The following is a 26,042-nucleotide window of genomic DNA, read 5'->3' as shown; positions in this document are numbered from 1 at the left end:
TTCACGGACAAGATAAGCAGCGGAGAGTGTTAATGAAAGAGAGGGCGGACACGCGGCCCGCCCTCTGCATTGTTCTTCCGCCTCGGATCGGTCTCAGACCGCCAGGCAGATATATTTCATCTCGAGATAATCCTCGACGCCGTGATGCGAGCCCTCGCGGCCCAGACCGGACTGCTTGACGCCGCCGAAGGGCGCGACCTCGGTCGAGATCAGGCCGGTGTTCACGCCGACGATCCCGTATTCCAGCCCCTCCTGCACGCGGGTGATGCGGCCCACATCGCGGGCGTAGAAATAGCTCGCGAGGCCGAAGATCGTGTCATTGGCCTTGGCGATCGCCTCCTGCTCGGTCTCGAATTTGAAGAGCGGGGCGACGGGGCCGAAGGTTTCCTCATGCGAGACCTTGGCCTCCTGCGTCACCCCGGTCAGCACGGTCGGTTGGAAGAAGGTGCCACCCATCTCGTGCCGCGCGCCGCCGGTGACGATCGAGCCGCCATGATCGAGCACGTCCTGAATATGCTCCTGCACCTTCTTGACCGCGTCCTCGTTGATCAGCGGACCCGCCTCGACGCCCTCCTTGAGGCCGTCGCCCACCTTGAGGGCGTTGACGGCCTTGGCCAGCTTCTCGGCGAAAGCGTCATAGACCCCGGACTGGACGTAGATGCGGTTGGCGCAGACGCAGGTCTGACCGTTATTGCGGAATTTCGACGCCATCGCGCCTTCGACCGCCGCATCGAGATCGGCGTCGTCGAACACGATGAAGGGCGCGTTGCCGCCCAGTTCCATCGAGCATTTCATCACCTGATCCGCCGCCTGACGCAGCAGGATGCGGCCCACCTCGGTCGAGCCGGTGAAGGTCAGCTTGCGCACGCTGTGGTTCTCGCAGAATTCCTTGCCGATATCGGAGGCTTTCGCGGAGGTGATGACCGAGAGGATGCCTTTGGGCAGGCCCGCCCGTTCGCCCAGCACCGCCATTGCCAGCGCCGAGAGCGGCGTCTCGGATGCCGGACGGCAGACGAAACCGCAGCCCACAGCGAGCGCCGGGCCCGCCTTGCGCGCGATCATCGCGTTGGGGAAGTTCCACGGCGTGATCGAGGCTGCGACCCCGATCGGCTGCTTGATCACGGTGATCCGCTTGTCGCGCTGATGGCCCGGGATCGTCTCGCCATAGACCCGCTTGGCCTCTTCGCCGAACCATTCGATGAAGCCCGCGCCATAGGCGATCTCGCCCTTCGCTTCGGCCAGCGGCTTGCCCATCTCGGCGGTCAGGATCGCGGCGAGATCGTCCTGATTTTCCATCATCAGATCGTACCATTTGCGCATGATCTGCGCGCGTTCCTTGCCGGTGCGTGCGGCCCAGTCCTTCATCGCCTCGTCGGCGGCGGCGATGGCGCGGGCGGTTTCGGCGCGGCCCAGATCGGGCACGGTGCAGATCACGTCACCCCGCGCGGGGTTGGTCACGTCGAAGGTGGTGCCGTCATCGGCATCGACCCATTCGCCCGCGACGAGGGCCTTGGTCACCAGAAGCGAGGGATCCTTTAGGATGGATTTGAGGTCGGTCTTGTCGTCGAGCATGATGTCCTCCGAAGGGCTGGATGGGTCGTCCGGTCAATGCGCCGGGCTTTTTGATGTTCCGTAACGGCTGCGCCAGCAGGGCTGCAGATCGCCGGGGTGTTCTTTGGCTTCATAGATGGCGCGGGCGATGGCGCGGGCAAGCACGCATGACGCCGCATGGCCAAGCTGGAACGGATCGCGGACCGGATCGGCCAAGGGCTTCTCGCCGGTCGCGGCGGCGAAGATCAGATCGCCGTCCATCGGTGTATGGGAGGGCACGATGGCGCGCGCCATGCCGTCATGGGCGGCCGTGGCCATGCGCTGCGCCTGCGCTTGGGTGAGCGCGGCATCGGTCGCGACGATGGCGATGGTGGTGGCTTCGCCCTGGCGTTTCATCGGTTCGGGTTCGGTAGCGGGATCATGGTGAAGGGCGGGACCCAGCCCGCCGAATTCGTCGTCAAGCTCCCACGGCGCGGCCCAGAAATGCGGCCCCTCGCCGACGATCACCGAGCCGAGCGCATTCACCGCCACCAGCGCGCCGACGGTAAAGCCGCTCTCCAGCACCGCCGAGGCCGACCCGAGCCCGCCTTTGAAGGTCCCGGTCATCGCGCCAAAGCCCGCCCCGGCGCTGCCGATCTCGAACCGCTCCGTGGCCGCCTCGAGCGCCGCGCGCCCAAGCCCGGGATAGGGTGTCTCCGCCCAACTCTTGTCGCCGCCGTTGAGCAGATCGAACAGGATCGCACCGGGTACGATCGGCACGCGCTGATCGCCCACCGCGAACCCGCGCCCTTGCGCGCGCAGCCCCGCCATCACCCCGTCGCAGGCGCCAAGCCCGAAGGCCGAGCCGCCCGAGAGCACCAGCGCATCGACATCCTGCACTAGCTTGTCCGGCGCCAGAAGATCGGTCTCCCGCGTTCCCGGCGCGCCGCCCATCACCTGCACCGCTGCCGTGAAGGGGCGCTCGCCCAGCAGAACGCTCACACCCGAGCGCAGCCCCGCATCCTCGGCATTGCCCACGCGCAGCCCGGCGATATCGGTGATCAGATTGTTCGGCCCTGCCTTCATCTTCCTCTTGGTCCAAATATCTTGGGGGTTTGGGGGCAACGCCCCCAACTCAATGCTCTACGCTCAGATACAGCGCCCGCCATCGACCTCCATCGCGACGCCGGTGATCATGCTCGCCTCGTCCGAGCACAGGAACAGCGCCGCATTCGCCATGTCCTCGGGCGTCGAGAACCGCCCCAGCGGGATGGTCGAGAGAAACTTCGCGCGGATTTCCGGCGTGTCCTCGCCCATGAAGCTTTTCAGAAGCGGGGTCTCCCCGGCGACCGGGTTGATCGCGTTGACGCGGACCCCGGAGGGCGCAAGCTCCACCGCCATCGCGCGGGTTGCGGTGATCATCCAGCCCTTCGAGGCATTGTACCAGCTCAGGTTCGGCCGCGGGCTGACGCCGGCGGTGGAGGTCACGTTCAGGATCGCGCCCCCGCCGCGGGCCTTCATCCCCGGCACGATATGGCGCGCGGTCAGATAGACCGATTTCGCGTTGACGGTGAGGACGCGGTCGAACTCCTCCTCGGTCACCTCCTCCATCGGCTTCGGCAGATGAGTGGTCCCGGCATTGTTCACCAGAATGTCGATCTGCCCGAACGCCTCGCGCGCCGCCTGCGCCAGTGCGGCGACATCCGCATCGCGGCTGACATCCACGGTGCAGGCCACGCCGCCGATCTCGTCGGCGATGGCCTGCGCGGCCTCGGCGTTGAGATCTGCGACCAGAACCCGCGCACCCTCGGCGGCGAAGCGGCGCGCGATCCCCGCGCCGAAGCCCGAGCCCGCGCCGGTGACGATCGCGCTTTTGCCTTCCAGTCTCATCGGTGCTCCTCCTCGGGGCCTACTGTTGTCGCAGGACACATCGGGTGCAAGGGGGCTCTGCCCCCCGGTCTCCGACCGTCCCCCGGGATGTTTTAGCAAGCCCGAGATCAGCCATGCCAGGCGGCGACGGTTTTCAGGGTGGAGAAGCCGTAGAGCGCCTCGAACCCTTTCTCGCGCCCGTGCCCGGATTTGCCGATGCCGCCGAAGGGAAGCTCCACGCCTCCGCCCGCGCCGTAATTGTTCAGGAAGACCTGTCCTGCGCGGAGGCGACGGGCGAGCCGCATCGTCCGCCCGCCATTCTCCGACCAGACCGAGGCGACGAGCCCGTATTCTGTGCCATTCGCGATGGCGACGGCCTCCTCTTCGTCCTCGAACGGGATGACGATCTGCGCCGGGCCGAAGATTTCCTCCTGCGCAAGCCGATGCGCGCCGTGGCCGCCGCCGATCAGGGTCGGTGCCACGTAATGGCCGCCCGCAGGGACGTCCTCGGCGATCCGGCCTTGGGCCGCGATGGTGAGATCGGAAGCGAGCGCTAGATAGCCCTCGACGATCTCTTTCTGCCGCCCCGAGATCAGCGGGCCGAGGTCGTGATCGCCAAGCGCGGGCCCCGCTGTCAGGCCGCGATAGCGCGCGGCCATTTTCTCCAGCACCTCGTCATAGCGCGAGCGCTGCACGAGGATGCGCGAGGAGGCCGAACAGGTCTGCCCGGCGTTCTGGATGCCTGCATTCACGAGGAAGGGCAGCGCGCGGTCGAGATCGGCATCGGTGAAGACGAGCTGCGGGGATTTGCCGCCAAGCTCCAGCGTGACGGGCACGGCATTCGCTGCGGCGGCGGCCTGAATGTGCTGGCCGACCGCGACCGATCCGGTGAAGGAGATATGCTGGATGCCGGGATGGGCCGAGAGCGCGGCCCCGGCCTCCTCTCCCAGACCCGGCACGATATTGAGTGCCCCGGCTGGCATCCCCGCTTCTTGCGCGATCCGCCCGAAGGCCAGCGCGGTGAGCGAGGCTTCCTCGGCAGGTTTCACGACCGCCGCATTGCCCATTGCCAGCGCCGCTGCGACCGAACGCCCGATGATCTGCATCGGGTAGTTCCACGGCACGATATGTGCAGTCACGCCATGCGGCTCGCGTAGCGTGTAGGCGGTGTAGCCGTTGAGATAGGGGATCGTCTCGCCCATCACCTTGTCGGCGGCCCCGCCATAGAATTCCAGATAACGCGCCAGTGCCGCGACATCGGCGCGTGCCTGCGTCAACGGTTTGCCGACATCGAGCGCCTCGATCACGGCGAGATCCTCGGCATGGGCCAGCACGAGCCCGGACATCTTCAGCAGGAGCCGCCCGCGCTCTGCCGCACTTAGCTGCCCCCATTCGCCTGCAAGCGCCGCCTGCGCGGCCTCGACCGCCGCATCGATCTCCGGCTTGCCGCCCCGGGCGATCTGCGCCATCTCGCGACCATCCGAGGGGCATTCCACGGGAAGGCAGACCTGCGTCTTGTGCCAGGCGCCTCCGATCAATATTTCCTCGGGATCGAACCAAAGCGGCAAACTCATGCGCAGCACCTCCTCTTGTCACGCGATTTCGCAGCACGCTCGGCGCGCGCGCGCGGAAAATCAAGAGGGCAGGAATCTGCCGGGGTGAGCCTGATCACATTCATGTGAGTGTGAGTGGAGGGAACTTTCCCCTATCTAGCCCCTTGAATGACGGAACCGGGCCGAAGGCCCACCGGAAAAAGAGACAGGAAAATTGCAAGTGACCGCGAGTTATTCGACGCTCAAACGCGCAATCCGCCCGGCCATGCTCTTCGGGCTGGCTGGCATCTTGGCTGCCTGCGCGAGTGCGCCGGAACAGCGCTATGCGCAACCGACCCAGTCGACGAAGGCCGTGCCCGCCGAATATCAGGCGCGCGAAGATGACGGGAAAACCATCCCGGCGATCAGTCCGAAATATCTGGTGGAGCGCAACCGCCGCCAGGTCGTGCCCTATCACGGGCCCGAGGCTGTCGGGACGATCGTCGTCGATCCCTATGCGCGTTTCCTCTACTACATCACCGCGCCGGGCAAGGCAGAGCGCTACGGCGTCGCAGTCGGTCGCGATGGCAAGACCTTCTCGGGGGATGCCACGATCAAGCGTAAGCAGGAATATCCGAGCTGGACGCCGACGCAGAACATGATCCAGGAAGATCCCGACCTCTACGGGCCGCTGAAAGACGGTCTGCCGGGTGGTCTGGACAACCCGCTGGGCGCGCGTGCGCTCTATCTCTACCAGGGTAATCGGGATACCTATTACCGCATCCACGGCACGATGGATCCGTCCTCGATCGGGCGTGCGACCTCGGCTGGCTGTATCCGTCTGTTCAATCAGGACATCATCGACCTGTTCGCGAAAGTGCCGAAGGGCACACCGGTGAAGGTGCGCAGCCGCGCCGAGAGCCTCGAGATGGAAGGTCCGGTCGTGCAGCTGCATTCGGGCTATGTGGTCTCCGCCTATAATCAGGTGGCGATCAACGAGGACGAGGCCGCGTGGAAAGCCGGCCAGATCCCCGATCAGCAGAAGGTCGAGGAAGAGCAGCATCAGGCGTCGGTTGCGATGGCCCAAGAGGTCGGCGGCTCGGGCGAGACTGCCAGCTCCACCGTCGATTGCGGCTATTCCGGCACCGGCACCTGCGTCGATACCACCAACTGATCGAGCTGATTTTCGAGATGACACTCACGGCGCGGGGGCAACCTCGCGCCGTTTTTCTTGGGCCGCGACGCCTCCAGAGCCGCGCCAAATCGCGCGATACGCGCCCCGATGCCGCAGCGTTTGCGCGTTCACGTCTTTCCTTGCGGGCCGGGTGACGCTAGGACTCGCGCGCAAGCAGATCAGGAGGATGCCATGAGCGTCACCGGAACCACGCGGCAGAAAATGCCCGCAGATATTCTCGCGATGAAGGGCGGCGCGCCGATCGTTTGCCTGACCGCCTACACCACGCCGATTGCGAAACTGGTCGACAGCCATTGCGATCTCGTGCTGGTCGGCGACTCGGTGGGCATGGTGCTCCACGGGCTGCCCTCGACGCTGGGCGTGACGATGGAGATGATGATCCTCCATGGCCAAGCGGTCGCACGCGGCCTCTCGAATGCGCTGATGGTGATCGACATGCCGTTCGGGTCGTATGAGGAAAGCCCGGCGCAGGCGTTCCGCAATGCCTCGCGGCTGATGGCCGAGACCGGCGCGGGGGCGGTGAAGCTCGAAGGTGGGGCGCATATGGCCGAGACCATCGCTTTCCTGACCGCGCGCGGTATTCCGGTGCAGGCCCATATCGGGCTGACCCCGCAATCGGTGAACACGCTGGGCGGTTACAAGGTGCAGGGCCGCGGCGACAGCCGGGCGCGTCTGGTCAAGGATGCGAAAGCGGTGGCCGAGGCCGGTGCGTTCTCGGTGGTGCTGGAGAAGGTGCCGCAGGGGCTGGCCGACGAGATCACCGCGATGGTCGCTATCCCCACCGTGGGCATCGGCGCAGGCGCGGGCTGCGACGGGCAGGTGCTGGTGGTCGACGACATGCTGGGCCTCTTCACCGATTTCAAACCGAAATTCGTCAAGCGCTTCGGCCAGCTCGGTCAGGAAGCCGAAGCCGCCGTCGCCGATTACGCAGCCGAGGTGCGCGACCGCAGCTTCCCGGCAGCCGAGCACAGCTTCGCCGACGAGGTGAAGAAATGACGCAGGTGATCCGCAAGGCCGCTGAACTGCGCGACAAGGTGGCGGCGTGGAAACGCTCGGGGATGCTGGTCGGCGTGGTGCCGACGATGGGCGCGCTGCATGACGGCCACCTCAGCCTCGCCCGCGCCGCGCGCAAGCAATCGGACCGCGTGATCGTGACGGTCTTCGTGAATCCCATGCAGTTCAACAACACCTCGGACCTCGACAAATACCCGCGCGACGAGGCGCAGGATCTGGCGCTTCTGGAAGCGGAAGGGGTCGATGTGCTCTTTGCGCCGGGCGTGGACGAGGTCTATCCCGACGGGTTCGCCACCACCGTGTCCGTCGCGGGCATCACCGAACCACTCGAGGGCGCGTTCCGGCCCGGCCATTTCGATGGCGTGGCGACGGTCTGCTCGAAGCTCTTCGGCATGACGCAGGCGGGGCGCGCGTTCTTCGGCGAGAAGGACTGGCAGCAATTGCAGGTGGTCCAGCAACTCACCCGCGATCTCAACATGCCGATCCGCATCATCGGCTGCCCGACCATCCGTGAGGAGGACGGTCTCGCGATGTCCTCGCGCAATGTGCGGCTGACGGCTGAGGAACGCGAATTGGCGCCGCGCCTTCATACGGTGATGCAGGAAGCGGCCGGGAAGATCCGCGACGGCGTGCCGGTCGAAGGCGCGCTCAACGATGCGAAAACCGAGCTGAAAGACGCGGGCTTCGGCGCGCTCGATTATCTGGAGCTGCGCACGGTCGACGGGCTGAAACCCGCGACGGACCTGTCGCAACCCGCGCGGATGCTGGCTGCGATCTGGCTGGGCGATGTGCGCCTGATCGACAATATCGCCGTCTGATCTCTCGAGGGGGCGCTGCCCCCGCGGCTCCGCTGCCCCCCGGGATATTTCGACAAGAGCGAAGAAGGAGGGAATGCTCCTTCCCCTTGGTCCAAATATCCCGGGGTGAGGCGCGGAACGCGCCGAGGGGCAGCGCCCCTAAGACCCCAGCAGTTCCGCCAGAACCAGTGCCATGACCTTCGCGCTGTCGGTCATATCCTCGATGCCGACCCATTCGTCGGGCTGATGGGCGAGTTCCAGAAGGCCCGGCCCGTAGGCGATGCAATTCTGCAGCCGCCCGATCCGGTCGATATGTTTCTGGTCATAAGTGCCGGGAGAGACGACGTAAGCCGCCTCGCGGCCCAGCACCGCCTCGATCGCGGCGGCGGTGGAGCGCACGATCGGCGCGCCCTTGTCGGTCATCGTGGGCTGCACCTCGAACAGGTCGCGGATTTCGTAGCGGAAGCTCGGACGCTGGGCTTTCACGCGCTCCATCAGGTCGGTGATTTCGGCCTTCACCTCCGTGAGGTCTTCCTCGATCAGAAAGCGGCGGTCGATCACGATGCGGCAGCGATCGGCGACGCAGGGCGTGGGCAGGCCGGTGTAATCGGCCCCCTCTTCCGGCGCGCCGCCATGGATCGAGTTGACGTTCAGCGTCGAGGCCCGCGCGCCTTCGGGGATCACGGGCATCTCGGTCTGCTTGCCCAGAAGGAGCGGGTAGAGCGTCTCCTCCATCTCGCTCAGAACGGCGCTCATATGGCGGATCGCGCTGTCGCCGAGAAACGGCATCGAGCCATGCGCGATACGGCCATGGGTCTCGATCTCGGCCCACCAGACGCCGCGATGGCCGAGGCAGATCTGGTCCTTGTGCAGCGGCTCGGGGATGATGACATGCTGCACGCGGGTGGGATCGAAGCGGCCCTGCTCGGCCAGATAGGCCACGCCGCCATAGCCGCCCGATTCCTCGTCGGCAGTGGCGGAAATCTCGATACTGCCCGCGAAATCGGGGCAGGTGTCGAGGAACGCCTCCGCCGCGATCACCGAGGCCGCCAGCCCGCCTTTCATGTCGCAGGAACCGCGCCCGTAGATGCGGTCTCCGTCGATCTCGGCCCCGAACGGATCGCGGGTCCAGCCATGGCCGATCTCGACCACGTCGTGATGGGAGTTGAAATGCACGCAGTCGCCGGGGCGCGCGCCCTCGATGCGGGCGACGAGGTTCCAGCGCGGATAACTCTCGCTGTCGCCGGGCGCGCCATGGGCGCGGATCAGTTCGGTCGTGAAACCGCGCTCGGAGAGATAGGCGGCGAGAAAGTCGCAGACCTCGCGGTAATTGCGCCCCGGCGGGTTCAGCGTCGGGATACGGATCAAGGCCTGCGTCAGCGCGATCAGTTCGTCGCGGCGCGCGTCGATGGCGGATTTCAGGCGGGTGGCGAGGTCCATACCCAAGGCTAGCGCCGGGCGCCGCCGCGGGCCAAGCGAAAACGCAAGGACTGAAAACACATGGCTTTTACAGCCCCCGCGCGCTATTGCGGTGCAAATTCCTACGGAGGGACGGATGAACCTGTTCTTGGCCTTCGCGCTCGTGCTTTGCATTGCGGTCGGAGGATGGCTGTCGAAATACGACTGGGCGAAGCTTTTGGCGCTGGTGCCTGTCGCGATGATCGTGCCTGCATTCTACATGACCGGCACCGCCTGCGGTGCGGGCTTCGTGCTGCATTTCTTCTCCGACACGGCGAGCTGCTCGAACGGCTACGTGCCGCGCCAGATGTTCGCCGCGACCTATGTGCTCGCGCTGATCCCGGTCGCGGCCTCGGCCATCGTGATCAAGCTGATCCGGATCGGCATGGCGCGCCGGAAGGGCTGATCTGGTCAACCGCGCCGCCACGGCCTAGGCTTGCGACAGCGAAGGGCAAGGAGGGCGCGCGATGCTGGCCTTCATTCGACTGGCGATCTTCGGGCTGATCGTGCTGACGATTCTGTTCTGGCTGGTGCGTCTCTATGCCCGGTCGGTCCGGCGCGAGGCGCTGGAAGAGGATTGGAACGAGGCCGCCGCCGAAGGCCGGGCCGAGACCACGCGCGATACCTTCGTCGAGGCCGGGATGCGGGACTACGAGAAAAGCCTGCTGCGCAAGCTGATCTGGCTGGTCTATGTCCTGCCGATCGTCGTGGTGGGGCTCATTATCTATCTGATGAATTACAGGTGAGAATCCGATGCGTTACGTGAAATGGGGTTTCTGGCTGGTCGTGATCGGCTTTGTCGCGGTGTTCCTGCATTACAACCTGCCGCGTCATGACATCGTGCGGATCGTCGGCACCGAGGTGCGCCGCGTCGATTTCGGCGAGAACTCGATCTTCTGGGCCGCGCCCGACGTTGGCACCGCGACCGCGACCAGCCGCGACGTGCGCTTCATCAACTCGGTGCGGCCCAACGGCAAGACGCTGGTCTTCCGCAACGAGGATACCGGCTGGGGCTGGCCGCCTTATTTCAAGCTCGACAGTTCGGACCTGCAGGCGCAGGCGGAGTCGCTGATCTCGACCTCGGCCGATCCGATCTGGGTGTCGGTGACGCGCTACGGCTGGCGGTCGCGCTGGCTGACGATCTACCCCAATGCGGTCGGACTGAAGGTTGTGCCGGGGCCGGATACGCGGATAATTCCCTGGGGCAGCATCATCATCCTGACGCTGCTGGTGATTGTCTTGCTGACGATCCGGGCGATGTGGCGGCAGTTCCGCCAACGCTCGATCGATCCGCTATTCGAGGATGCGAGCGAGGCCTGGGACGATGCCGAAGAGGGCGCGAAGGGCTGGTTCGACCGCTTCATCGGGCGCAAGTGAGACGAGGGGGCCGGACCGCCGGGCCGCGCCCAACTCAGACAGACGCTGAAACGCAAAAGCCCCGCCACAGAGTGACGGGGCTTTCGATTAAGTCGGGATCTGCGCTTAGGCGTTGGCGGCGCGGATTTGCTCGGCGGCGTCCTTGTTGAAGCTCACGCCCTTGGTCTCGAACAGCTGGTCCAGCTCGCCCGAGAGGGTCATCTCGGTGATGATGTCGCAGCCGCCGACGAACTCGCCTTTGACGTAGAGCTGCGGGATGGTCGGCCAGTCCGAGTAGTCCTTGATGCCCTGACGGATGTCCTGATCCGCGAGCACGTTGACGTCCTTGTAGGTCACGCCCATGAAGTTGAGCACGCCCGCGACGCGGCTCGAAAACCCGCATTGCGGCATGTCCTTGGTGCCCTTCATGAAGAGAACGACGTCATTCTCAGAGATTTGCTGGGCGATTTGGTCTTGCGCGTTCATCGCTAAATCCTTTCTCCGTCCCGCTTGGAGACGTGTGTGAAATCACTCGGGCGCTTTGGTGGTCAAAGCGAGCGCGTGCAGCACCCCGTTCGGCCCGTCCATCGCCCCTTTGAGCGCGGCATAGACCGCGCGCTGTTGCTGGACGCGGTTCTTGCCGCGGAAGCTCTCGTCGATGACCTCCGCCGCCCAATGATTCCCGTCCCCGGCGAGATCGGTGATCGTGATCTTGGCATCGGGGAATTCGGCCCGGATCAGGGCTTCGATGTCATGGGCTTCCATTGCCATAAATAGGGCTCCTCGTCCTTTGCCGCAAACTTAAGTGGCGCGGCGGCTGGCTGCAAGGGGATGCGCGGGAGCGCGGACCTATGCGGTGGCCGCTGGCGGGTGCAATCGCGACAGGAAAAACATGAGCGTCGCGATGGCGACGCTGCCTGCGAACATCGCTGCGGCGCCTGCGGCCGTCACGGGCAGGGAATGGCCGGGCGCGCCGATCTCTCCGGCGAGCAGGAAGCACATGTTGATGTCGATCCCCATCAAAGTGGTGCGGGGATGGGCGCGCAGCAGCGCACCGCCCGCGATGAAGGCGAAGGCGAGGATCAGAAGCTCGGTCTGGTCGCCGCCCGACAGATGCGTGAGCCCGCGATAGGCGACGGCGGCGAGCACGCCAAGCGCGACACCGGGCACGAGAAAACGCACGGCGGGGCGCGGGTTCGGCATGGAGCCCAGCACCGAGGAGAAGACGATCACCGAAAGCGCGGCGGCCGTCGCGGCGGGATGGGTGAAATGGGCGTCGATCAGCGTGGCCCCGCCGGTGAGCGCCGCCACCGCCGCCATGCGCAGCCAAAGCTGCTGGACGAAATGCGGGTTCGGCCGCGGCGGCATCGGCGCGCGACGGGCCGGCGTGAAGAGCCAGTTCACCGCCGTCACCGAGATGACGCCCAAAAGGGTGCAGGCGACCCGGTCGAGCGCGAGCGGGATCGCATCCGCCCCCATCCCCAGCGCGGGCATCACCACCACGCCGATCGTGATCGCCATCAGCGTGAAGCCATAGGCCCAGTGCGTCCCGATCCGATAGGCGATGCCGACGCCGACGGCCGCCGTGAGTGCCACGGTCAGTGCGATTCCCGGCACCAGCAGCCATGTCAGAGCGGCGATCCCGATACCGGCGCCGACCAAGGTGCCTGCGACCCGCAGCACCGCGCGCAGCGCCATGTCTTCGCGATGGGGTTGGATCACGACCCAGACGGGCATGGCCGCCCAATAGATATTGGTCAGGCCCAGTAGCCGGGCGGCAGTCAGGGCAAGCGTCGCGGCGAGGAACAGCCGGGCGGCATAGGCGAGGGTGGAACTGGTCAAAGCGGGAACCTGAAATCGGTGGATCGCCGCGACATTAGCTTGTGCGCGGGCGGTAAAAAACCGCCCGGCGCGCATGTCCGCCCTGCGTCAGGTCACAGAACTCAGGCGTCGATCGCCGCTTTGAAGGCCGTGCGATAGAGGTTCGACAGCTCCTCCAGCGGGGCGCTGTCCGAACCGAAGCCGACCGTGTCGCCGCCGAAGCGACCCACGGTGTAAAGCGGCACCTCGGCCTTGCGGGCGGCGACCATCAGCGCCTCCGCCTGGTCGAAGGAGCAGGCCACGAGGTAGCGGCCCTGATCCTCGCCGAAGAGCGTCGCGATGTCGTCAGCCTCGAGCGTGACGCCCAGACCGGCTTCTTCCGCCATCTCGAAAGCTGCGAGCGCGAGCCCGCCATCCGACAGATCGCTTGCGCCTTTGACCAGCGCGCGGTTCTCGCGCAGGAACTCGCCATTGCGTTTCTCGACGTCGAGATCGACCTCGGGTGCATCGCCGGACTCGAGCCCGAAGGCCTCAAATGCCAGCGCGGATTGATCGAGGTGCCCCTTGGTCTCGCCAATCACCATCGCCACGTCGCCCGCCGTCGGCAGGCCCGCGATCAGCTCGTCGAGCGAGCTCAGCAGACCGACCGCGCCGATGGTCGGCGTGGGCAGGATGCCGGTGCCGTCGGTTTCGTTGTAAAGCGAGACGTTGCCCGACACGATCGGCATGTCGAGCGCGCGCACGGCGGCGTCGATGCCTTTGATGGCGCCCACGAACTGGCCCATGATCTCGGGCTTCTCGGGATTGCCGAAGTTCAGGTTGTCGGTGGAGGCCAGCGGCTTGGCGCCCACGGCGGTCAGGTTGCGATAGGCTTCGGCCACCGCCTGCTTGCCGCCCTCGAACGGGTTCGCCTTGACGTAGCGCGGGGTCACATCGGCGGTGAAGGCGAGCGCCTTGTCGGTTCCGTGCACGCGCACGACGCCCGCGCCGAGACCCGGACGGCGCACCGTGTCGCCCATCACCTGCGTGTCATATTGCTCATAGACCCAGGACTTATGCGCGTAGTTCGGCGAGCCGATCAGCGCCTTGAGCGCATCGATCGCACCGATCTCGGGCAGCGCCTCGCCAGCGGTCGCGACGGGCGTCTCGACCCACGGACGATCGTATTCGGGCGCTTCCGAGGACAGCTTCGACAGCGGAACGTCGGCTTTCACCTCGTTGCCATGCATGATCAGGAAGCGGTCTTCCGCGATGGTCTCGCCGACGATGGCGAAGTCGAGATCCCATTTCACGAAGATCTCGCGCGCGATGTCTTCCTTCTCGGGGTTGAGGACCATGAGCATCCGCTCCTGGCTCTCCGACAGCATCATCTCATACGCGGTCATCGCGGCTTCGCGCTGCGGCACCGCATTGAGGTTGAGCTTAACGCCCAGCCCGCCCTTGTCGCCCATCTCGACCGCCGAACAGGTGAGGCCCGCGGCCCCCATGTCCTGAATCGAGATCACCGCGCCGGTCTGCATCAGTTCGAGACAGGCTTCCATCAGGCATTTCTCGGTGAAGGGGTCGCCGACCTGAACGGTGGGGCGCTTCTCTTCGATCGTGTCGTCGAACTCGGCCGAGGCCATGGTCGCGCCGCCGACGCCGTCGCGGCCCGTCTTGGCACCCAGATAGACGACCGGCATGCCGATGCCGGAGGCGGCGGAGTAGAAGATCTTGTCGGCATCCGCGAGGCCCGCCGCGAAAGCGTTCACGAGGCAGTTGCCGTTATAGGAGGGGTGGAAGCGCACTTCGCCGCCCACATTCGGCACGCCGAAGCAGTTGCCGTAGCTGCCCACGCCCTCGACCACACCTTTCACGACATGGGAGGTCTTGGGATGGTCGGGCATGCCGAAGCTCAGGCTGTCCATCGCGGCCACCGGGCGCGCGCCCATGGTGAACACGTCGCGCAGGATGCCGCCCACGCCGGTCGCGGCGCCTTGGTGCGGTTCGATATAGGAGGGGTGGTTGTGGCTCTCCATCTTGAAGACCACGGCCTGCCCGTCGCCGATATCGACAACGCCCGCGTTCTCGCCCGGACCGCAGATGACCTGATCGCCCTCGGTGTGCAGCGTGCGCAGCCATTTCTTCGACGACTTGTAGGAGCAGTGCTCGTTCCACATCGCCGAGAAAATCCCGAGCTCGGTGAAAGTCGGCTCGCGTCCGATGATCTCGAGGATCCGGTCGTACTCGTCGGGTTTCAGGCCATGGGCTGCGATGAGATCAGGCGTGATCTGCGGCTCGTTCATGAGGATCCTCCGGCATCGGCTTTGCCGCCCCTATTAGGCGAATATGTGCAGGGGGAAAAGAGAGGCCGGACGTTGCGGAAAGAAAAAACGCGAGGCCCGAAGGCCCCGCGTCGTAAAAGCACGTATCAAGTGACGCCCGGATTACGAGCGCATGTCCACCTGCGTCTCGAGGTTGGTCAGCAGCTCCGACACGGTCCAGCCAAGCTTGACCTGACCATTGGCGGCTGCGCCTTTCGGCACGTTGACCTTGAAGAGCGACACGGTGGTGTCGAGCTTCGGCGAGGTGCGGATATAGACGGTGTCGTAGCCGTCATTCGCCTCGACCTTCTCGATCATGCCGATAATGTTGTCATCGACGCTCAGCGCCTTGTCTTCGGCATTGGCGGCGGTCTTCATGCCCGTGATGCCGGCTTCCTCGGTCAGCTGACGCTGCGCGGGGATCATTTCCTCACCCCTCGAGGTGCTGTCGAACTCGGCAGTGCCGGTCTTCACGTCCGTGATGCCGTACTGGTCGGTCGACTCGAAGGTGTTCGACGAGGTCACCGCGGGCGGCGTGCCCGTCGAGGTTTCCTGACCCGGCACCGCGCCAACACGATAGTCGGCGATGCCGTAATACTGGCCGTCACCATTGTTCGTGGAGGGCACTTTCGACAGGTCGAGGGCCGAAGCCGAACCTGCGATGGTCATCGCGCCAAGAAGAGCGGTCGAAGCGGCAAAGATGTTTTTCGCGGTAGTCATAACAGTATCCTTTCAACTGGTTACTCAAGTGCTGCGCCGTTGCTGGCGTCGGGAAAGGAACGGACTGAACCGGCGAAAGTTCACTGAAATTTTTGTGAACGAGATCGTAGAATTTTAAATGAACCTGAGGGGATAGTTGCGCGTAAGGCGGGGTTTGCGCGGTCGCGAGTGCGTGAAATTTCGTGAGGTCGGGGCTGTTGGAAGGGGCTCTCGCGCCCTGCGTGAAAGCCGCATCTGGGCGTTGGACAAAAAAAAGGCCGAGCAAAGCTCGGCCAAAGTCCAACAGGGAGGTAGAAGGTGCTGCGCCTTTCGGCACGGCCAACCCTTCTGAGCCTCATTTATGGGCAGTTTGTTAACGCATCAAGGGAAAACATGCTGCGGGCGCGTCATGGCCGGTATGCGTTGCGGTAAAGTCGCGGTGCAACCCTAAGTTGAATCGCCCGCCTGGAAGCGCCGATAGTTGGTGATTTCTTCCTGAATGAAGTCGCGGAACGCGGTCACACGGCGCGACGAGCGCAGCTCTTCCGGGTAGGCGAGGAAGATCGGGATCTCGACCGATTCCAGATCGGGAAGCACCCGTTGCAGGTCGTTGAAGTCTGCAGTCAGGTAGTCAGGCAGGATGCCGATCCCGATATGGTTCAGCACCGCCTGCAGCACGCCGAAGTAGTTGTTCACCGTCAGCGTCGAGCTTTGATCGAAGGCCAGAACCTGCCGCGCGAGCTGCGCGCCCGCCTGCACCTGCGGGGTACGCGGGGTCTGGCAGATCAGGCGATGCTTGCGCAGATCCTCGATCTTTTCGGGCGAGCCCCATTTCGCGAGATACTCGGAGGTCGCGTAAAGCCGCATCCGGATGTTCAGCAGACGCTTGCGGATCAGATCGGCCTGTGCGGGCTCTTTCATGCGCACGGCGACATCGGCCTCGCGCATCGGCAGGTCGAGAACCCGCTCCTCCAGCATGAGGTCGATCTTCAGATCGGGATACTTCTCGTAGAGCTTCGTCAGGCGCGGCGCGAGCCACAGCGTGCCGAAGCCCGTCGTGGTGGTCACGCGCAGCTCGCCGAACACTTCTTCTTCGCTGTCACGGATGCGTGCGGAGGCGCTATCGAGCTTTTTCGCCATCGACGAGGTGGCCTCGAACAGCAATTCGCCCTGCTCGGTGAGAATCAGTCCGCGGGCGTGACGGTGAAAAAGAGTCGTTCCGAGGGCCTCTTCGAGCGCCCGAATCTGTCTGCTCACGGCAGATTGAGACAGGTGCAGTGCGTCGCCGGCATGAGTCAAAGACCCTGCATCGGCCACTGCGTGGAAGATTCTGAGCTTGTCCCAATCCATCAAGGTCACTTTCGCTTTATCATCTGCTGTTCCGCGCAAGTTTCTTTACATTAATCTCGAGGATTTACGAAACCGCTAAGTAACAATTTTCCGCTTTCTAGGTCAGATATTATGACCTACCATGTCTCCATGCCCAGTTAGCAAGGGGAGGTGCTTAATGGGAAGGCAAGAAATATCCCTAGCGGATCGGTTCGACCTTACGAAATCTCCGGTTTTGCTGAACGGGACGCAGGCTTTGGTGCGTCTCGTTCTGGCTCAGGCCGCGCGCGACAAGGCGGCGGGACTGCATACGGCCGGCTATGTGACAGGCTATCGCGGTTCGCCGCTCGGCGCTGTCGATTTGCAGATGGCGCGCGCCAAGACCGTGCTGGAAGAGAGCGATGTTCGCTTCGAGCCGGGCCTGAACGAAGACCTCGCGGCCACCGCGCTGTGGGGCTCGCAGCAGGCGGAATTGCGCGGCGAAGGCAAGTATGACGGCGTTTTCGGCCTCTGGTACGGCAAAGGGCCGGGCGTCGATCGCTCCGGCGATGTGATGCGCCACGCCAATATGGCGGGCACGTCGAAATACGGCGGCGTCCTGATGGCGATGGGCGACGACCACACCGGCGAATCCTCGACCGTGCTGCACCAGTCCGACTGGGCGATGGTCGATGCCTACATGCCGGTTCTGTCGCCCGCGGGCGTGCAGGAAATTCTCGATTTCGGTCTCTACGGCTATGCTTTGAGCCGCTTCGCCGGTGTCTGGGTCGGTCTGAAAACGATGAAGGATACGGTCGAGGCGACGGCAGTCGTCGACGGCGACCCCTTCCGTCAAGATTTCGTGATCCCTGACTTCAAGATGCCCGAAGGCGGGCTGAACATCCGTCTCGGCGATACGCCGGTGGCTCAAGAAGCGCGGATGATCGACTTCAAACGTTACGCGGCCGAGGCATTCGCCCGCGCGAACCGCATCGACAACCGCGTCTGGGGCAAGCCCGGGGCGAAGATCGGTCTGGTGGCGGCGGGCAAGAACTGGCTCGACCTGACCCATGCGCTCTCGCTGCTGGGCATCGACGAGGCCGAGGCCGAACGGCTCGGCATCACGACCTACAAGATCGGCCAGACCTTTCCGCTCGACATGACCTCGTTCCATGAATGGGCCGAGGGGCTGGAGCTGATCATCGTCGTCGAGGAAAAGCGCAAGCTGATCGAGGTGCAGGTCAAGGAGGCGATCTTCGACGACCGTCGTGGCCGTCGCGTCTATGGCTGGCACAAGGGCGACACCTGGGAAAATGGCCGTCAGGTGGAGCTGTTCCCCACGCGCTACGCGCTCGACCCGGTGATGATCGCGCGCAAGCTCGGCGATATCTTCATCGAAGAGGGCCGCGGCACGGATGCGATCAAGGCGGGTATCGAGAAGATCGAAGCCGCCCAACGCGCCGACAACGCGCCGGAGATCGCGACCCGCACGCCGTGGTATTGCTCGGGCTGCCCGCATAACAGCTCGACCAAGGTGCCCGAGGGCGAACGCGCCTATGCCGGGATCGGCTGCCACTACATGGTGCAGTGGATGGGCCGGAACACCGAAGGCTTCACCCATATGGGCGGCGAGGGTGTGAACTGGGTCGGCGAGGCCCCGTTCTCCACGCGCGAGCATATGTTCCAGAACCTTGGCGACGGCACCTACAACCACTCCGGCGCACAGGCGATCCGGGCGGCTTTGGCGGCCGGCACCAACATCACCTACAAGATTCTGTTCAACGATGCGGTCGCGATGACCGGTGGGCAGGAGAACGAGGGCGGGCTAACCTCGCAGCAGATCGCCTCCGAGATCGTGGCGATGGGCGTGAAGCCGGTCGTGGTGGTCTATGACGAGAAGGAAGAGCTGGACCTGTCCACCTTCCCCGCCGGCGTCGAGAAGGTCGAACGGGCCGAGCTGATGGCCGTGCAGAAACGTCTGGCGAAGACGAAAGGCGTCTCGGCTCTGATCTACGTTCAGACCTGCGCCGCCGAGAAGCGCCGCCGCCGCAAGCGCGGCAAGTTCCCCGATCCGGACAAGCGCGTCTTCATCAACACGGATGTCTGCGAAGGCTGTGGCGATTGCGGGGTGCAGTCGAACTGCGTCTCCATCGTGCCGGAGGAAACCGAACTGGGCACCAAGCGCGCGATCGACCAGTCGTCGTGCAACAAGGACTTCCGTTGCCTCGACGGGTTCTGCCCGAGCTTCGTGACGCTGCACGGGGCGAAGGTGAAAAAGGCCGAGGCGCAGGCGCTCGACCTACCGGACCTGCCCGAGCCCACGCTGCCCGTGATCGACGGCACCCATAACGTGGTGATCACCGGCGTTGGCGGCACGGGCGTCGTGACCATCGGCGCGGTGCTCGCCATGGCCGCGCATATCGACGGCAAGGGCGCGGGCATGATGGAGATGGCCGGTCTCGCCCAGAAGGGCGGGGCGGTGCATATCCACCTCCGCATCGCGAACAAACCCGAGGATATTTCCGCGATTCGTGTCGCCGTGGGCGAGGCCGATTGCGTGATCGGCGGCGATCTGGTGGTCTCTGCAGGCGCCAAGACACTGGGGCTGATGACGACGGGCCGAACCGGTGCCGTCATCAACAGCCACGAGATCGTCACCGGCGAGTTCACTCGCAATCGTGACTTCCGCCTGCCGGGCGAACAGCTTCGGTTGAGCCTGGAGGCGCGGCTGAAGGATCGCGTGGCCTTTGCCGATACCTCGGAACTGGCGCGGCAGATGCTGGGCGACTCGATCTACTCGAACATGGTCGTGCTGGGGGCTGCGTGGCAGCAAGGCTACGTGCCGCTGACCCTCGAGGCGATCTTCGAGGCGATCGATTTGAACGGTGCCAAACCGGCGGAGAACAAGCGCGCCTTCGATCTGGGGCGCTGGGCGATGGCGTTCCCGGCCGAGGCTGCGAAAGCGATGGCTGCTGAAGTGATGAAGGTCCCGGTCGATCCGGTCGAGTTCCGGGCTTCGCACCTCGTCGATTACCAGAATGCGCGTCTCGCGAAGCGTTTCCGCAAGATGGTGGACGAGGCGCCGTCGGAGCTGCGTGAGGCCGTGGCGAAGGGCTATCACAAGCTCCTGGCCTATAAGGACGAATACGAGGTCGCGCGGCTGCATCTGTCCACGGCAGAGAAGGCGCGGGCCGAGTTCGAGGGTGATTTCGAGATGCACTTTCATCTCGCCCCGCCGATCCTGTCCAAGGAAGGCCCGGATGGGCGTCCGAAGAAGCGCGAATTCGGCCCCGGCATGGAGCGCAACTTCCGTCTTCTGGCGAAGCTGAAAGGGCTGCGCGGTACGCCGTTCGATCCCTTCGGCTATGCCACCGAGCGCAAGATGGAGCGGGCGCTGATCAAGCAATACGAGGCCGACATGGCCGAAGTGCTGCCCAAGGTCACGCCGGAGACGATGGAGATCGCGCGTGAACTGGCCGAACTGCCGCTGACCATCCGGGGCTTCGGCCCGGTCAAGGCACAGGCCGAGCAAATGGCGGCGAAGCGGCGCGAGGAATTGCTCGCCGCTTTCCGCGCAGGCGGTACTCCGCAGAAAATGGCTGCCGAGTGAGGGCTGTCATCTGAGTGTCGTACCTTCGTGACATGGCGCTGGCATAGTGAAGCCAGCCCATGTTGCGGAGGTTCGAGATGACCGCCACCCCGATGGCCCCCCGGACGCCTGTCCGCCAGGCCACACAGGAAATATCCTATGCTTGGTCCGCGCGCTCGAAAGGCGCGCGGGTTCTGATCCGCGCGATGGAGAACGCGACCGGGCGGATCGGTCTGATCAAACGTGCCAGAGGCTACGAGCACGACATCGCACAAGGCGCGGATTTCTGGCAGGTGATGGCGGAACGCTACGGCCTGCAGATCGACGTGACCCGAGGCGCGCTGACGAATATCCCGCGGACCGGGCCGCTGGTGCTGATCGCCAACCACCCTTACGGCATTCTCGACGGGCTGATCATGGGCCTGCTGCTGTCGCGCATCCGCGGCGACTTTCGCATCCTCGCGCATAACGTCTTCAAGCGCGCCGAAGAGATCGACCACATCATCCTGCCGGTGGATTTCTCCGAAACCAAAGAGGCCATGAAGGCCAATCTGCGCACCCGTTCGGACGCCCTGCGCTACCTCGGCGATGGCGGTGCGATCGGGGTGTTTCCGGGCGGCACGGTCTCGACCGCGGCCAAGCCCTTCGGTGCGCCGATGGACCCGGGCTGGCGCAATTTCACCGCCAAGATGATCGCGAAATCCGATGCGACCGTGGTGCCGGTCTTCTTCGAGGGCCATAACAGCCGTCTGTTCCAGCTGGCGAGCCATCTGCACTACAGCCTGCGCATGGGGCTGATGATCCGCGAGTTCAAACGCCACGCCAATCGGCCGGTGCGACTCTGCGTCGGTGAGCCGATCCCGCAGGCCGATCTCGCACCGCTGCGTGAGAGCCCGAAACAGATGATGGATTTCCTGCGCCGTGCGACGTATGACTTGTCGCCGACTCCCTTGAAGTCTTACGGCTATGGCTTCGAGTTCGAGGCGAAATATAGAAACTGACCGGCGCCCGTTGCGGCCCGGACGGGCGAGGGGCGCGAGCATGGCAGTAGGCGTTTTCGATTCAGGTCTGGGCGGGCTGACGGTCTATGATGCCTGCGCCAAGCGGCTGCCGGACATGGCCTTTTGCTATTATGGCGATAACGCCCATGCGCCTTACGGGGTGCGCGATGCCGATGACATCTTCAACCTGACCTGCGCGGGTGTCGAACGTCTGTGGGACGAGGGCTGCGATCTGGTGATCCTCGCCTGTAACACCGCCTCGGCCGCCGCGCTGAAACGGATGCAGGAGACTTGGATCCCCGAAGGCAAGCGTGTGCTGGGCGTCTTCGTGCCGATGATCGAGGCGCTGACCGAACGCAAATGGGGCGACAACTCCCCGCCGCGCGAAGTGGCGGTGAAGCATGTGGCGCTGTTCGCGACGCCCGCGACGGTGGCGAGCCGCGCGTTCCAGCGCGAACTGGCCTTCCGCGCGATTGGCGTCGATGTCGAGGCGCAGCCCTGCGGCGGCGTGGTCGATGCGATCGAGACCGGCGACGAAATCCTCGCCGAGGCGCTGGTGAAGTCCCATGTGGAGGCGCTCAAGCGCCGGATGCCGAAGCCCGAGGCCGCGATCCTCGGCTGCACCCATTACCCGCTGATGCAGAAGACCTTCCAGGAAGCGCTGGGCCCGAGCGTGGACGTCTACAGCCAGGCCAATCTGGTGGCCGAAAGCCTCGCGGATTACCTCGAGCGTCGCCCCGAATTCAGAGGCGCGGGCACGGAATCGAAATTCCTGACAACGGGCGATCCGGCCTCGGTCTCGAGCCACGCGACGCAATTCCTGCGCTACGCGATCCGGTTCGAAGCGGCCTGAGCCGCCGCGCCTCAGGGGTCAGCCGAAACGGTTTTCGCCGTATGTGCCTCTGAGCAGCATGAAGACGAAGAGCATGATGCCCCAAACCAGCATCAAAATGGCCCAAAGCATCGTCAGCATCCCCATCGACGCGAGAATGGCGTCCGGGTCTCGGATGCCCGAGGAGATGGCGAGGAAGGCGATCACGAAGCCGCCCAGGAAGCTCATCAGGATGTAAAGCCCGAACCACCAGCCCGAGCGGTTCGTGTCATGTAGCCGGCGCACCGTTACCGAGACCGAGGGCAGGAAGGTCGCGATGGAGATCACCGCGCTGATTGCGGCCCCGTCCTGACCCATCGAGGCCTCCGCAAAGCCGCCCGCGAACCCCGCCAGCGTGACGAACAGCACGAACCACCAATATTCCGACCGGCTCGCCCGGCCTTTGAAGGTCACGTATTTCCGGAAGCAGACCTTGATCGCCTCGAAGAAGCCGCGCGAAGGCGCCCCGGCATACATCCCGTCCGAGCCAATCCCGCGCTTCGCGCGCTCGCGTTCGATCGAGGCATCGGCATAGGCGCGGGGATCGGCGGAGGAGAGCTTGCCCTCCTGCTGATGGCGCTGTGCAATGCGGGCCGCGTAATTCGTCGCGCCGCTATGCGGGTCGGCGCCCGTGGTCGCAGTGTCCGGGGCTCGCCGGAAGAAGTGATCGCCCGCAGGCTCCCATCCTTCCATTCCGTCTTGCCAAACCATCGTTTCGGGCTTGATACGACCTGCCCGCACCATATCCGTCATATGTTCTGCGGGGAACGGACCGACGGGATCTTTCCCATCGGCGTAATACCACTGCTCTGCCACGGCCTGCCTCGTTCACTGTCGGTCGTCACTCCGGTTCACACGGAGTTTATTTGAGTGTGAGCTTAGGGTAAGGGAGAGCCGAGCGACAAGCGCGGAGGTTGTTATGACGAAGAAAATCGCGATTCTGGGCGCATCGGGCTACACCGGCGCCGAACTCGTCCGGCTGATCGCCACCCATCCGAATATGGAAATCGTGGCCCTCTCGGGCGAGCGAAAGGCCGGTATGGCGATGGGCGACGTGTTCCCGCATCTGCGCCATCTGGGCCTCCCCGATCTGGTGAAGATCGAAGAGATCGACTTCTCGAATGTCGATCTGGCCTTCTGCGCGCTGCCGCATGCGACCTCGCAGGCGGTCATCAAGGAGCTGCCGCGCGATCTGAAGATCGTGGACCTCTCGGCCGATTTCCGGCTGCGCGATCCGGCCGAATACGAGAAGTGGTATGGCAAGCCCCATGCCGCGGTCGAGCTGCAGAAAGAGGCGGTCTACGGCCTGACCGAGTTCTACCGCGATGCGATTCGCGACGCGCGGCTGGTGGCAGGCACGGGCTGTAACGCCGCTGCGGGCCAATTCGCGATCCGTCCGCTGATCGAAGCCGGGGTGATCGACCTCGATGATATCATCCTCGACCTGAAGAACGGGGTTTCCGGCGCGGGCCGCTCGCTGAAGGAAAACCTGCTGCACGCAGAGCTGTCGGGCGGTGTCGCGCCCTATTCGCAAGGCGGAAAGCATCGTCACCTTGGTGAATTCGATCAGGAATTCAGCGCCTTGGCGGGCCGCCCCGTGATGGTGCAATTCACCCCGCATCTGGCACCCTTTAACCGCGGCATCCTCGCCTCGGCCTATGTGAAGGGCGAGCCCGAGGCCGTCTACAAGGCACTGGCAGACCGCTACGCGGACGAAATCTTCATGGAGATGCTACCTTTCGGCGCAGTTCCGTCCACCAGGTCTGTAACTGGCTCCAATTATGCCCATATTGGTGTATCAGGAGACAGGATCCCCGGGCGCGCGCTCGTGGTCGTGGCCATCGACAACCTTTGCAAGGGCTCGTCGGGACAAGCGATCCAGAACGCGAACCTCATGCTCGGGCTGGAGGAAAGCGAAGGGCTGATGCTCGCCCCCGTCTTCCCTTGATCCGCGTCAATGGCACGGCCGGCGCGGTAAGGTAGACGAAGCGGCATCTGAGGAGGCGAAGAGATGAAGAGTCTGAAGAAGAAACGTCGTATCCAGGTGCTCAGCGTGGCCGCGCTGGCCTTGGTGATCGCGACCGGCACGATCGGGTACTCGATGCGGAGCGGCATCAACTTCTTCCGTGCGCCTTCGCAGCTTGCCACCGAACCGCCGCAGCCCGGTGAGGTCTTCCGCCTTGGCGGGCTGGTCGAGAAAGGCTCGCTCAAGCGCGGTCAGGGCGAGGTCATCGAATTCAAGGTCACCGATGGCGGCGCAACCGTCCCGGTGAAATTCGCGGGCGTCCTGCCGGACCTCTTCAAAGAGGGTCAGGGCATGATCGGCACGGGCAAGATGGAAGGCGATACTTTCGTCGCCTCCGAAATTCTTGCCAAGCATGACGAGAACTACATGCCCAAGGAAGTCGTAGACGCGCTGAAGGAACAGGGCGTCTACGAGGGCCCGTCCTCATGATCGCAACCCCGGCGAACGCTCTCTTTTTGCCCTCTTAATCGCACGGCCCGAGCCTGCCTGACGTTGTCATTAACGGAGGCAGGCCATGAAATCGGTCACCCAGATCGCGGCGGAGATCGTCGCGCGCGAAGGCGGTTATATCGATGATCCGGACGATCCGGGCGGTGCGACCAAGCACGGCGTCACGCTCGGAACCCTGCGCCGGTTGGGGCGCGATCTGACCGGCGATGGCCGGGTGGACGAGATGGATATCCGCGCGCTCGACCCCGCGCAGGCTGCCGAGATTTTCATCGAGCATTACTACAAGAGCCCGCGCATCGACCGGTTGCCGCCATCGGTACAGGCCCCGGTCTTCGATATGTATGTAAACGCGGGCGGCAATGCGGTTGTCATCCTGCAACGTCTGTTGGGCGACATGGGCCAGCGCGTCGTGGTGGACGGGATCATCGGCCCGCAGACCATCGCCGCCGCCGAACTCGCCGATGCAGCCGCGCCCGGCTACTTCGCCGATGCCTACGGGATCGCCCGGCGTAACTACTACTACCGCATCGCCGATGCCCGGCCCGCGAGCCGCAAATACGCGACGACGCGGGCGGGCAGGAAGGGCGGCTGGATTCGCCGCGCCGAGGAGTTCATCTCGCCGCGCTTTCACCTCACCGAGGGCGAGCATCGCAAGCGGGTGGCGAAATGGGCATGATCGAGAAACTGCTCGGCGGTGCGGGCACGGTGAAGGCGGCGGGCGAGGCGGCCAGCTCGGTGGCGGAGGTTTTCGTGCCCAATGCCACGAAGAAGCTCGAGGCCGCGCAGTCCGCCTATATTGCGGCCCTTCAGGAGCACGGGGCCGAGTTCGAATATATCCGACCCGGTCGCTTCGATCGGATAGTGAACGGCCTCAATCGCCTGCCGCGCCCGGTGCTCGCCTTCGGGATCGTGGGGCTTTTCGTCTATGCGATGCTCGACCCGGTCGCCTTCGCGCAACGCATGGTCGGGCTGAGCTACGTCCCGGAGCCGCTCTGGTGGCTTCTGGGCGCGGTGGTCAGCTTCTATTTCGGCGCGCGCGAGGCGCATTACTTCCGGATGAAGACGGCTCTGCCGAAGCCGCCTGACGCTCTCGCTACGCCTCCGGTCGAGGAAAACGCGGCGCTCTCCGCTTGGCGGTCGCTCAAGAAACAGGACGAGTAGGGGGCTCTGCCCCTGCTCCCTGTGGGAGCCTCCCCGGGATATTTCGAAAGAGCGAAGAAACG

General features: G+C 64.5%; 25 protein-coding genes. 13 read left to right on the top strand and 12 right to left on the bottom strand.

Annotated features, from left to right (window positions below):
* Positions 1-93: 93 nt before the first annotated feature.
* The 4 genes from BMI86_RS07095 to BMI86_RS07080 all read right to left on the bottom strand — a co-directional run bounded on the left by BMI86_RS07095 (position 94) and on the right by BMI86_RS07080 (position 4,973).
* The gene (locus BMI86_RS07095) at positions 94-1,572 is read right to left on the bottom strand and encodes an NAD-dependent succinate-semialdehyde dehydrogenase (protein WP_078540334.1); all 1,479 of its coding nucleotides are present in this window, start codon (positions 1,570-1,572) and stop codon (positions 94-96) included.
* A 33-nt stretch (positions 1,573-1,605) separates the two neighbouring features.
* The gene (locus BMI86_RS07090; protein ID WP_078540333.1) at positions 1,606-2,616 is read right to left on the bottom strand and encodes a P1 family peptidase; all 1,011 of its coding nucleotides are present in this window, start codon (positions 2,614-2,616) and stop codon (positions 1,606-1,608) included.
* A 63-nt stretch (positions 2,617-2,679) separates the two neighbouring features.
* Positions 2,680-3,420, bottom strand: a complete 741-nt coding sequence (locus BMI86_RS07085; RefSeq protein ID WP_078540332.1) for an SDR family oxidoreductase — start codon at positions 3,418-3,420, stop codon at positions 2,680-2,682.
* 107 nt (positions 3,421-3,527) lie between these two features.
* On the bottom strand, positions 3,528-4,973 hold the full coding sequence (locus tag BMI86_RS07080) for an aldehyde dehydrogenase family protein (protein WP_078540331.1): 1,446 nt from the start codon (positions 4,971-4,973) through the stop codon (positions 3,528-3,530).
* Positions 4,974-5,172: 199 nt separating this feature from the next.
* Between BMI86_RS07080 and BMI86_RS07075 the strand changes: the two genes are divergently transcribed.
* The 3 genes from BMI86_RS07075 (at position 5,173) to panC (ending at position 7,958) form a co-directional block, all read left to right on the top strand.
* A complete protein-coding gene (locus BMI86_RS07075) occupies positions 5,173-6,105 on the top strand; it encodes a L,D-transpeptidase (protein ID WP_338113658.1) in 933 nt (310 codons plus the stop codon).
* 192 nt (positions 6,106-6,297) lie between these two features.
* Positions 6,298-7,122 (top strand): 3-methyl-2-oxobutanoate hydroxymethyltransferase, encoded by an 825-nt coding sequence (gene panB / locus BMI86_RS07070; RefSeq protein ID WP_078540330.1) that lies wholly within the window; start codon positions 6,298-6,300, stop codon positions 7,120-7,122.
* Positions 7,119-7,958, top strand: coding sequence for a pantoate--beta-alanine ligase (panC, locus tag BMI86_RS07065; RefSeq protein WP_078540329.1), 840 nt, complete (start codon positions 7,119-7,121; stop codon positions 7,956-7,958). Before panB ends, panC begins: the two co-directional genes overlap by 4 nt.
* Before the next feature lie 138 nt (positions 7,959-8,096).
* Here the strand turns inward: panC and BMI86_RS07060 are convergent, their stop codons facing one another.
* Complete coding sequence (locus tag BMI86_RS07060; protein ID WP_078540328.1) at positions 8,097-9,377, bottom strand: acetylornithine deacetylase/succinyl-diaminopimelate desuccinylase family protein; 1,281 nt, start codon at positions 9,375-9,377, stop codon at positions 8,097-8,099.
* Positions 9,378-9,492: 115 nt separating this feature from the next.
* Here BMI86_RS07060 and BMI86_RS07055 point away from each other — a divergent pair, with 115 nt between their 5' ends.
* The 3 genes from BMI86_RS07055 to BMI86_RS07045 all read left to right on the top strand — a co-directional run bounded on the left by BMI86_RS07055 (position 9,493) and on the right by BMI86_RS07045 (position 10,772).
* Positions 9,493-9,801 (top strand): hypothetical protein, encoded by a 309-nt coding sequence (locus tag BMI86_RS07055; protein WP_078522055.1) that lies wholly within the window; start codon positions 9,493-9,495, stop codon positions 9,799-9,801.
* A 61-nt stretch (positions 9,802-9,862) separates the two neighbouring features.
* On the top strand, positions 9,863-10,141 hold the full coding sequence (locus BMI86_RS07050; protein ID WP_143594708.1) for a hypothetical protein: 279 nt from the start codon (positions 9,863-9,865) through the stop codon (positions 10,139-10,141).
* A 7-nt stretch (positions 10,142-10,148) separates the two neighbouring features.
* Positions 10,149-10,772, top strand: a complete 624-nt coding sequence (locus tag BMI86_RS07045) for a DUF1523 family protein (protein ID WP_078540327.1) — start codon at positions 10,149-10,151, stop codon at positions 10,770-10,772.
* Positions 10,773-10,877: 105 nt separating this feature from the next.
* On the opposite strand, the gene grxD is transcribed toward BMI86_RS07045, so the two are convergent.
* The 6 genes from grxD to BMI86_RS07015 all read right to left on the bottom strand — a co-directional run bounded on the left by grxD (position 10,878) and on the right by BMI86_RS07015 (position 16,924).
* A complete protein-coding gene (grxD, locus tag BMI86_RS07040) occupies positions 10,878-11,237 on the bottom strand; it encodes a Grx4 family monothiol glutaredoxin (protein ID WP_078522053.1) in 360 nt (119 codons plus the stop codon).
* A 42-nt stretch (positions 11,238-11,279) separates the two neighbouring features.
* Complete coding sequence (locus tag BMI86_RS07035) at positions 11,280-11,522, bottom strand: BolA family transcriptional regulator (protein WP_075775791.1); 243 nt, start codon at positions 11,520-11,522, stop codon at positions 11,280-11,282.
* A 78-nt stretch (positions 11,523-11,600) separates the two neighbouring features.
* Entirely contained in the window at positions 11,601-12,593 is a 993-nt protein-coding gene (locus BMI86_RS07030; RefSeq protein WP_168173800.1) for an FUSC family protein, read from the bottom strand.
* A 101-nt stretch (positions 12,594-12,694) separates the two neighbouring features.
* Positions 12,695-14,857, bottom strand: coding sequence for a phosphoribosylformylglycinamidine synthase subunit PurL (gene purL / locus BMI86_RS07025; RefSeq protein ID WP_078540325.1), 2,163 nt, complete (start codon positions 14,855-14,857; stop codon positions 12,695-12,697).
* A 141-nt stretch (positions 14,858-14,998) separates the two neighbouring features.
* Positions 14,999-15,595, bottom strand: a complete 597-nt coding sequence (locus BMI86_RS07020; protein ID WP_078540324.1) for a hypothetical protein — start codon at positions 15,593-15,595, stop codon at positions 14,999-15,001.
* Positions 15,596-16,021: 426 nt separating this feature from the next.
* Complete coding sequence (locus BMI86_RS07015; protein ID WP_078522049.1) at positions 16,022-16,924, bottom strand: LysR family transcriptional regulator; 903 nt, start codon at positions 16,922-16,924, stop codon at positions 16,022-16,024.
* A 157-nt stretch (positions 16,925-17,081) separates the two neighbouring features.
* Between BMI86_RS07015 and BMI86_RS07010 the strand changes: the two genes are divergently transcribed.
* From BMI86_RS07010 to BMI86_RS07000, 3 genes are all read left to right on the top strand, one after another.
* Positions 17,082-20,492: an indolepyruvate ferredoxin oxidoreductase family protein gene (locus tag BMI86_RS07010; RefSeq protein ID WP_078540323.1), complete on the top strand. Its 3,411-nt coding sequence runs from the start codon at positions 17,082-17,084 to the stop codon at positions 20,490-20,492.
* A 77-nt stretch (positions 20,493-20,569) separates the two neighbouring features.
* A complete protein-coding gene (locus BMI86_RS07005; RefSeq protein WP_143594707.1) occupies positions 20,570-21,472 on the top strand; it encodes a lysophospholipid acyltransferase family protein in 903 nt (300 codons plus the stop codon).
* A gap of 40 nt (positions 21,473-21,512) precedes the next feature.
* Entirely contained in the window at positions 21,513-22,325 is an 813-nt protein-coding gene (locus tag BMI86_RS07000; protein WP_078540322.1) for an aspartate/glutamate racemase family protein, read from the top strand.
* Between the two features lie 18 nt (positions 22,326-22,343).
* Here BMI86_RS07000 and BMI86_RS06995 read toward each other — a convergent pair whose 3' ends face one another.
* A complete protein-coding gene (locus BMI86_RS06995) occupies positions 22,344-23,159 on the bottom strand; it encodes a DUF805 domain-containing protein (protein ID WP_078540321.1) in 816 nt (271 codons plus the stop codon).
* Between the two features lie 103 nt (positions 23,160-23,262).
* Between BMI86_RS06995 and argC the strand changes: the two genes are divergently transcribed.
* From argC to BMI86_RS06975, 4 genes are all read left to right on the top strand, one after another.
* Positions 23,263-24,291 carry an N-acetyl-gamma-glutamyl-phosphate reductase gene (gene argC / locus BMI86_RS06990; protein WP_078540320.1) on the top strand — a complete coding sequence of 343 codons (1,029 nt, stop codon included), beginning with the start codon at positions 23,263-23,265 and terminating at the stop codon, positions 24,289-24,291.
* Between the two features lie 63 nt (positions 24,292-24,354).
* Complete coding sequence (gene ccmE / locus BMI86_RS06985; RefSeq protein WP_078522044.1) at positions 24,355-24,798, top strand: cytochrome c maturation protein CcmE; 444 nt, start codon at positions 24,355-24,357, stop codon at positions 24,796-24,798.
* Between the two features lie 85 nt (positions 24,799-24,883).
* Positions 24,884-25,495: a holin-associated N-acetylmuramidase gene (locus BMI86_RS06980; RefSeq protein WP_078540319.1), complete on the top strand. Its 612-nt coding sequence runs from the start codon at positions 24,884-24,886 to the stop codon at positions 25,493-25,495.
* Complete coding sequence (locus tag BMI86_RS06975) at positions 25,486-25,980, top strand: holin family protein (protein ID WP_078540318.1); 495 nt, start codon at positions 25,486-25,488, stop codon at positions 25,978-25,980. Before BMI86_RS06980 ends, BMI86_RS06975 begins: the two co-directional genes overlap by 10 nt.
* Positions 25,981-26,042 lie beyond the last annotated feature (62 nt).

The organism is Thioclava sp. DLFJ5-1 (assembly GCF_002020115.1).
GTDB classification, from domain to species: Bacteria; Pseudomonadota; Alphaproteobacteria; order Rhodobacterales; family Rhodobacteraceae; genus Thioclava; species Thioclava sediminum.
The sequence above is the reverse complement of the archived record's forward strand: the minus strand, read 5'-3'. Positions and strand labels throughout refer to the sequence as shown.

What these genes read in the sequence shown, in the direction of transcription:
- purL (WP_078540325.1), bottom strand. Translation starts at nt 14,857, where the DNA reads ATGAACGAGCCGCAGATCACGCCTGATCTCATCGCAGCCCATGGCCTG.
- BMI86_RS07015 (WP_078522049.1), bottom strand. Translation starts at nt 16,924, where the DNA reads ATGGATTGGGACAAGCTCAGAATCTTCCACGCAGTGGCCGATGCAGGG.
- BMI86_RS07020 (WP_078540324.1), bottom strand. Translation starts at nt 15,595, where the DNA reads ATGACTACCGCGAAAAACATCTTTGCCGCTTCGACCGCTCTTCTTGGC.
- BMI86_RS06975 (WP_078540318.1), top strand. Translation starts at nt 25,486, where the DNA reads ATGGGCATGATCGAGAAACTGCTCGGCGGTGCGGGCACGGTGAAGGCG.
- BMI86_RS07050 (WP_143594708.1), top strand. Translation starts at nt 9,863, where the DNA reads ATGCTGGCCTTCATTCGACTGGCGATCTTCGGGCTGATCGTGCTGACG.
- BMI86_RS07095 (WP_078540334.1), bottom strand. Translation starts at nt 1,572, where the DNA reads ATGCTCGACGACAAGACCGACCTCAAATCCATCCTAAAGGATCCCTCG.
- BMI86_RS07060 (WP_078540328.1), bottom strand. Translation starts at nt 9,377, where the DNA reads ATGGACCTCGCCACCCGCCTGAAATCCGCCATCGACGCGCGCCGCGAC.
- BMI86_RS07085 (WP_078540332.1), bottom strand. Translation starts at nt 3,420, where the DNA reads ATGAGACTGGAAGGCAAAAGCGCGATCGTCACCGGCGCGGGCTCGGGC.
- BMI86_RS07045 (WP_078540327.1), top strand. Translation starts at nt 10,149, where the DNA reads ATGCGTTACGTGAAATGGGGTTTCTGGCTGGTCGTGATCGGCTTTGTC.
- ccmE (WP_078522044.1), top strand. Translation starts at nt 24,355, where the DNA reads ATGAAGAGTCTGAAGAAGAAACGTCGTATCCAGGTGCTCAGCGTGGCC.
- BMI86_RS06980 (WP_078540319.1), top strand. Translation starts at nt 24,884, where the DNA reads ATGAAATCGGTCACCCAGATCGCGGCGGAGATCGTCGCGCGCGAAGGC.
- panB (WP_078540330.1), top strand. Translation starts at nt 6,298, where the DNA reads ATGAGCGTCACCGGAACCACGCGGCAGAAAATGCCCGCAGATATTCTC.
- BMI86_RS07010 (WP_078540323.1), top strand. Translation starts at nt 17,082, where the DNA reads ATGGGAAGGCAAGAAATATCCCTAGCGGATCGGTTCGACCTTACGAAA.
- BMI86_RS07080 (WP_078540331.1), bottom strand. Translation starts at nt 4,973, where the DNA reads ATGAGTTTGCCGCTTTGGTTCGATCCCGAGGAAATATTGATCGGAGGC.
- BMI86_RS07000 (WP_078540322.1), top strand. Translation starts at nt 21,513, where the DNA reads ATGGCAGTAGGCGTTTTCGATTCAGGTCTGGGCGGGCTGACGGTCTAT.
- BMI86_RS07090 (WP_078540333.1), bottom strand. Translation starts at nt 2,616, where the DNA reads ATGAAGGCAGGGCCGAACAATCTGATCACCGATATCGCCGGGCTGCGC.
- BMI86_RS07055 (WP_078522055.1), top strand. Translation starts at nt 9,493, where the DNA reads ATGAACCTGTTCTTGGCCTTCGCGCTCGTGCTTTGCATTGCGGTCGGA.
- grxD (WP_078522053.1), bottom strand. Translation starts at nt 11,237, where the DNA reads ATGAACGCGCAAGACCAAATCGCCCAGCAAATCTCTGAGAATGACGTC.
- argC (WP_078540320.1), top strand. Translation starts at nt 23,263, where the DNA reads ATGACGAAGAAAATCGCGATTCTGGGCGCATCGGGCTACACCGGCGCC.
- BMI86_RS07035 (WP_075775791.1), bottom strand. Translation starts at nt 11,522, where the DNA reads ATGGCAATGGAAGCCCATGACATCGAAGCCCTGATCCGGGCCGAATTC.
- panC (WP_078540329.1), top strand. Translation starts at nt 7,119, where the DNA reads ATGACGCAGGTGATCCGCAAGGCCGCTGAACTGCGCGACAAGGTGGCG.
- BMI86_RS07005 (WP_143594707.1), top strand. Translation starts at nt 20,570, where the DNA reads ATGACCGCCACCCCGATGGCCCCCCGGACGCCTGTCCGCCAGGCCACA.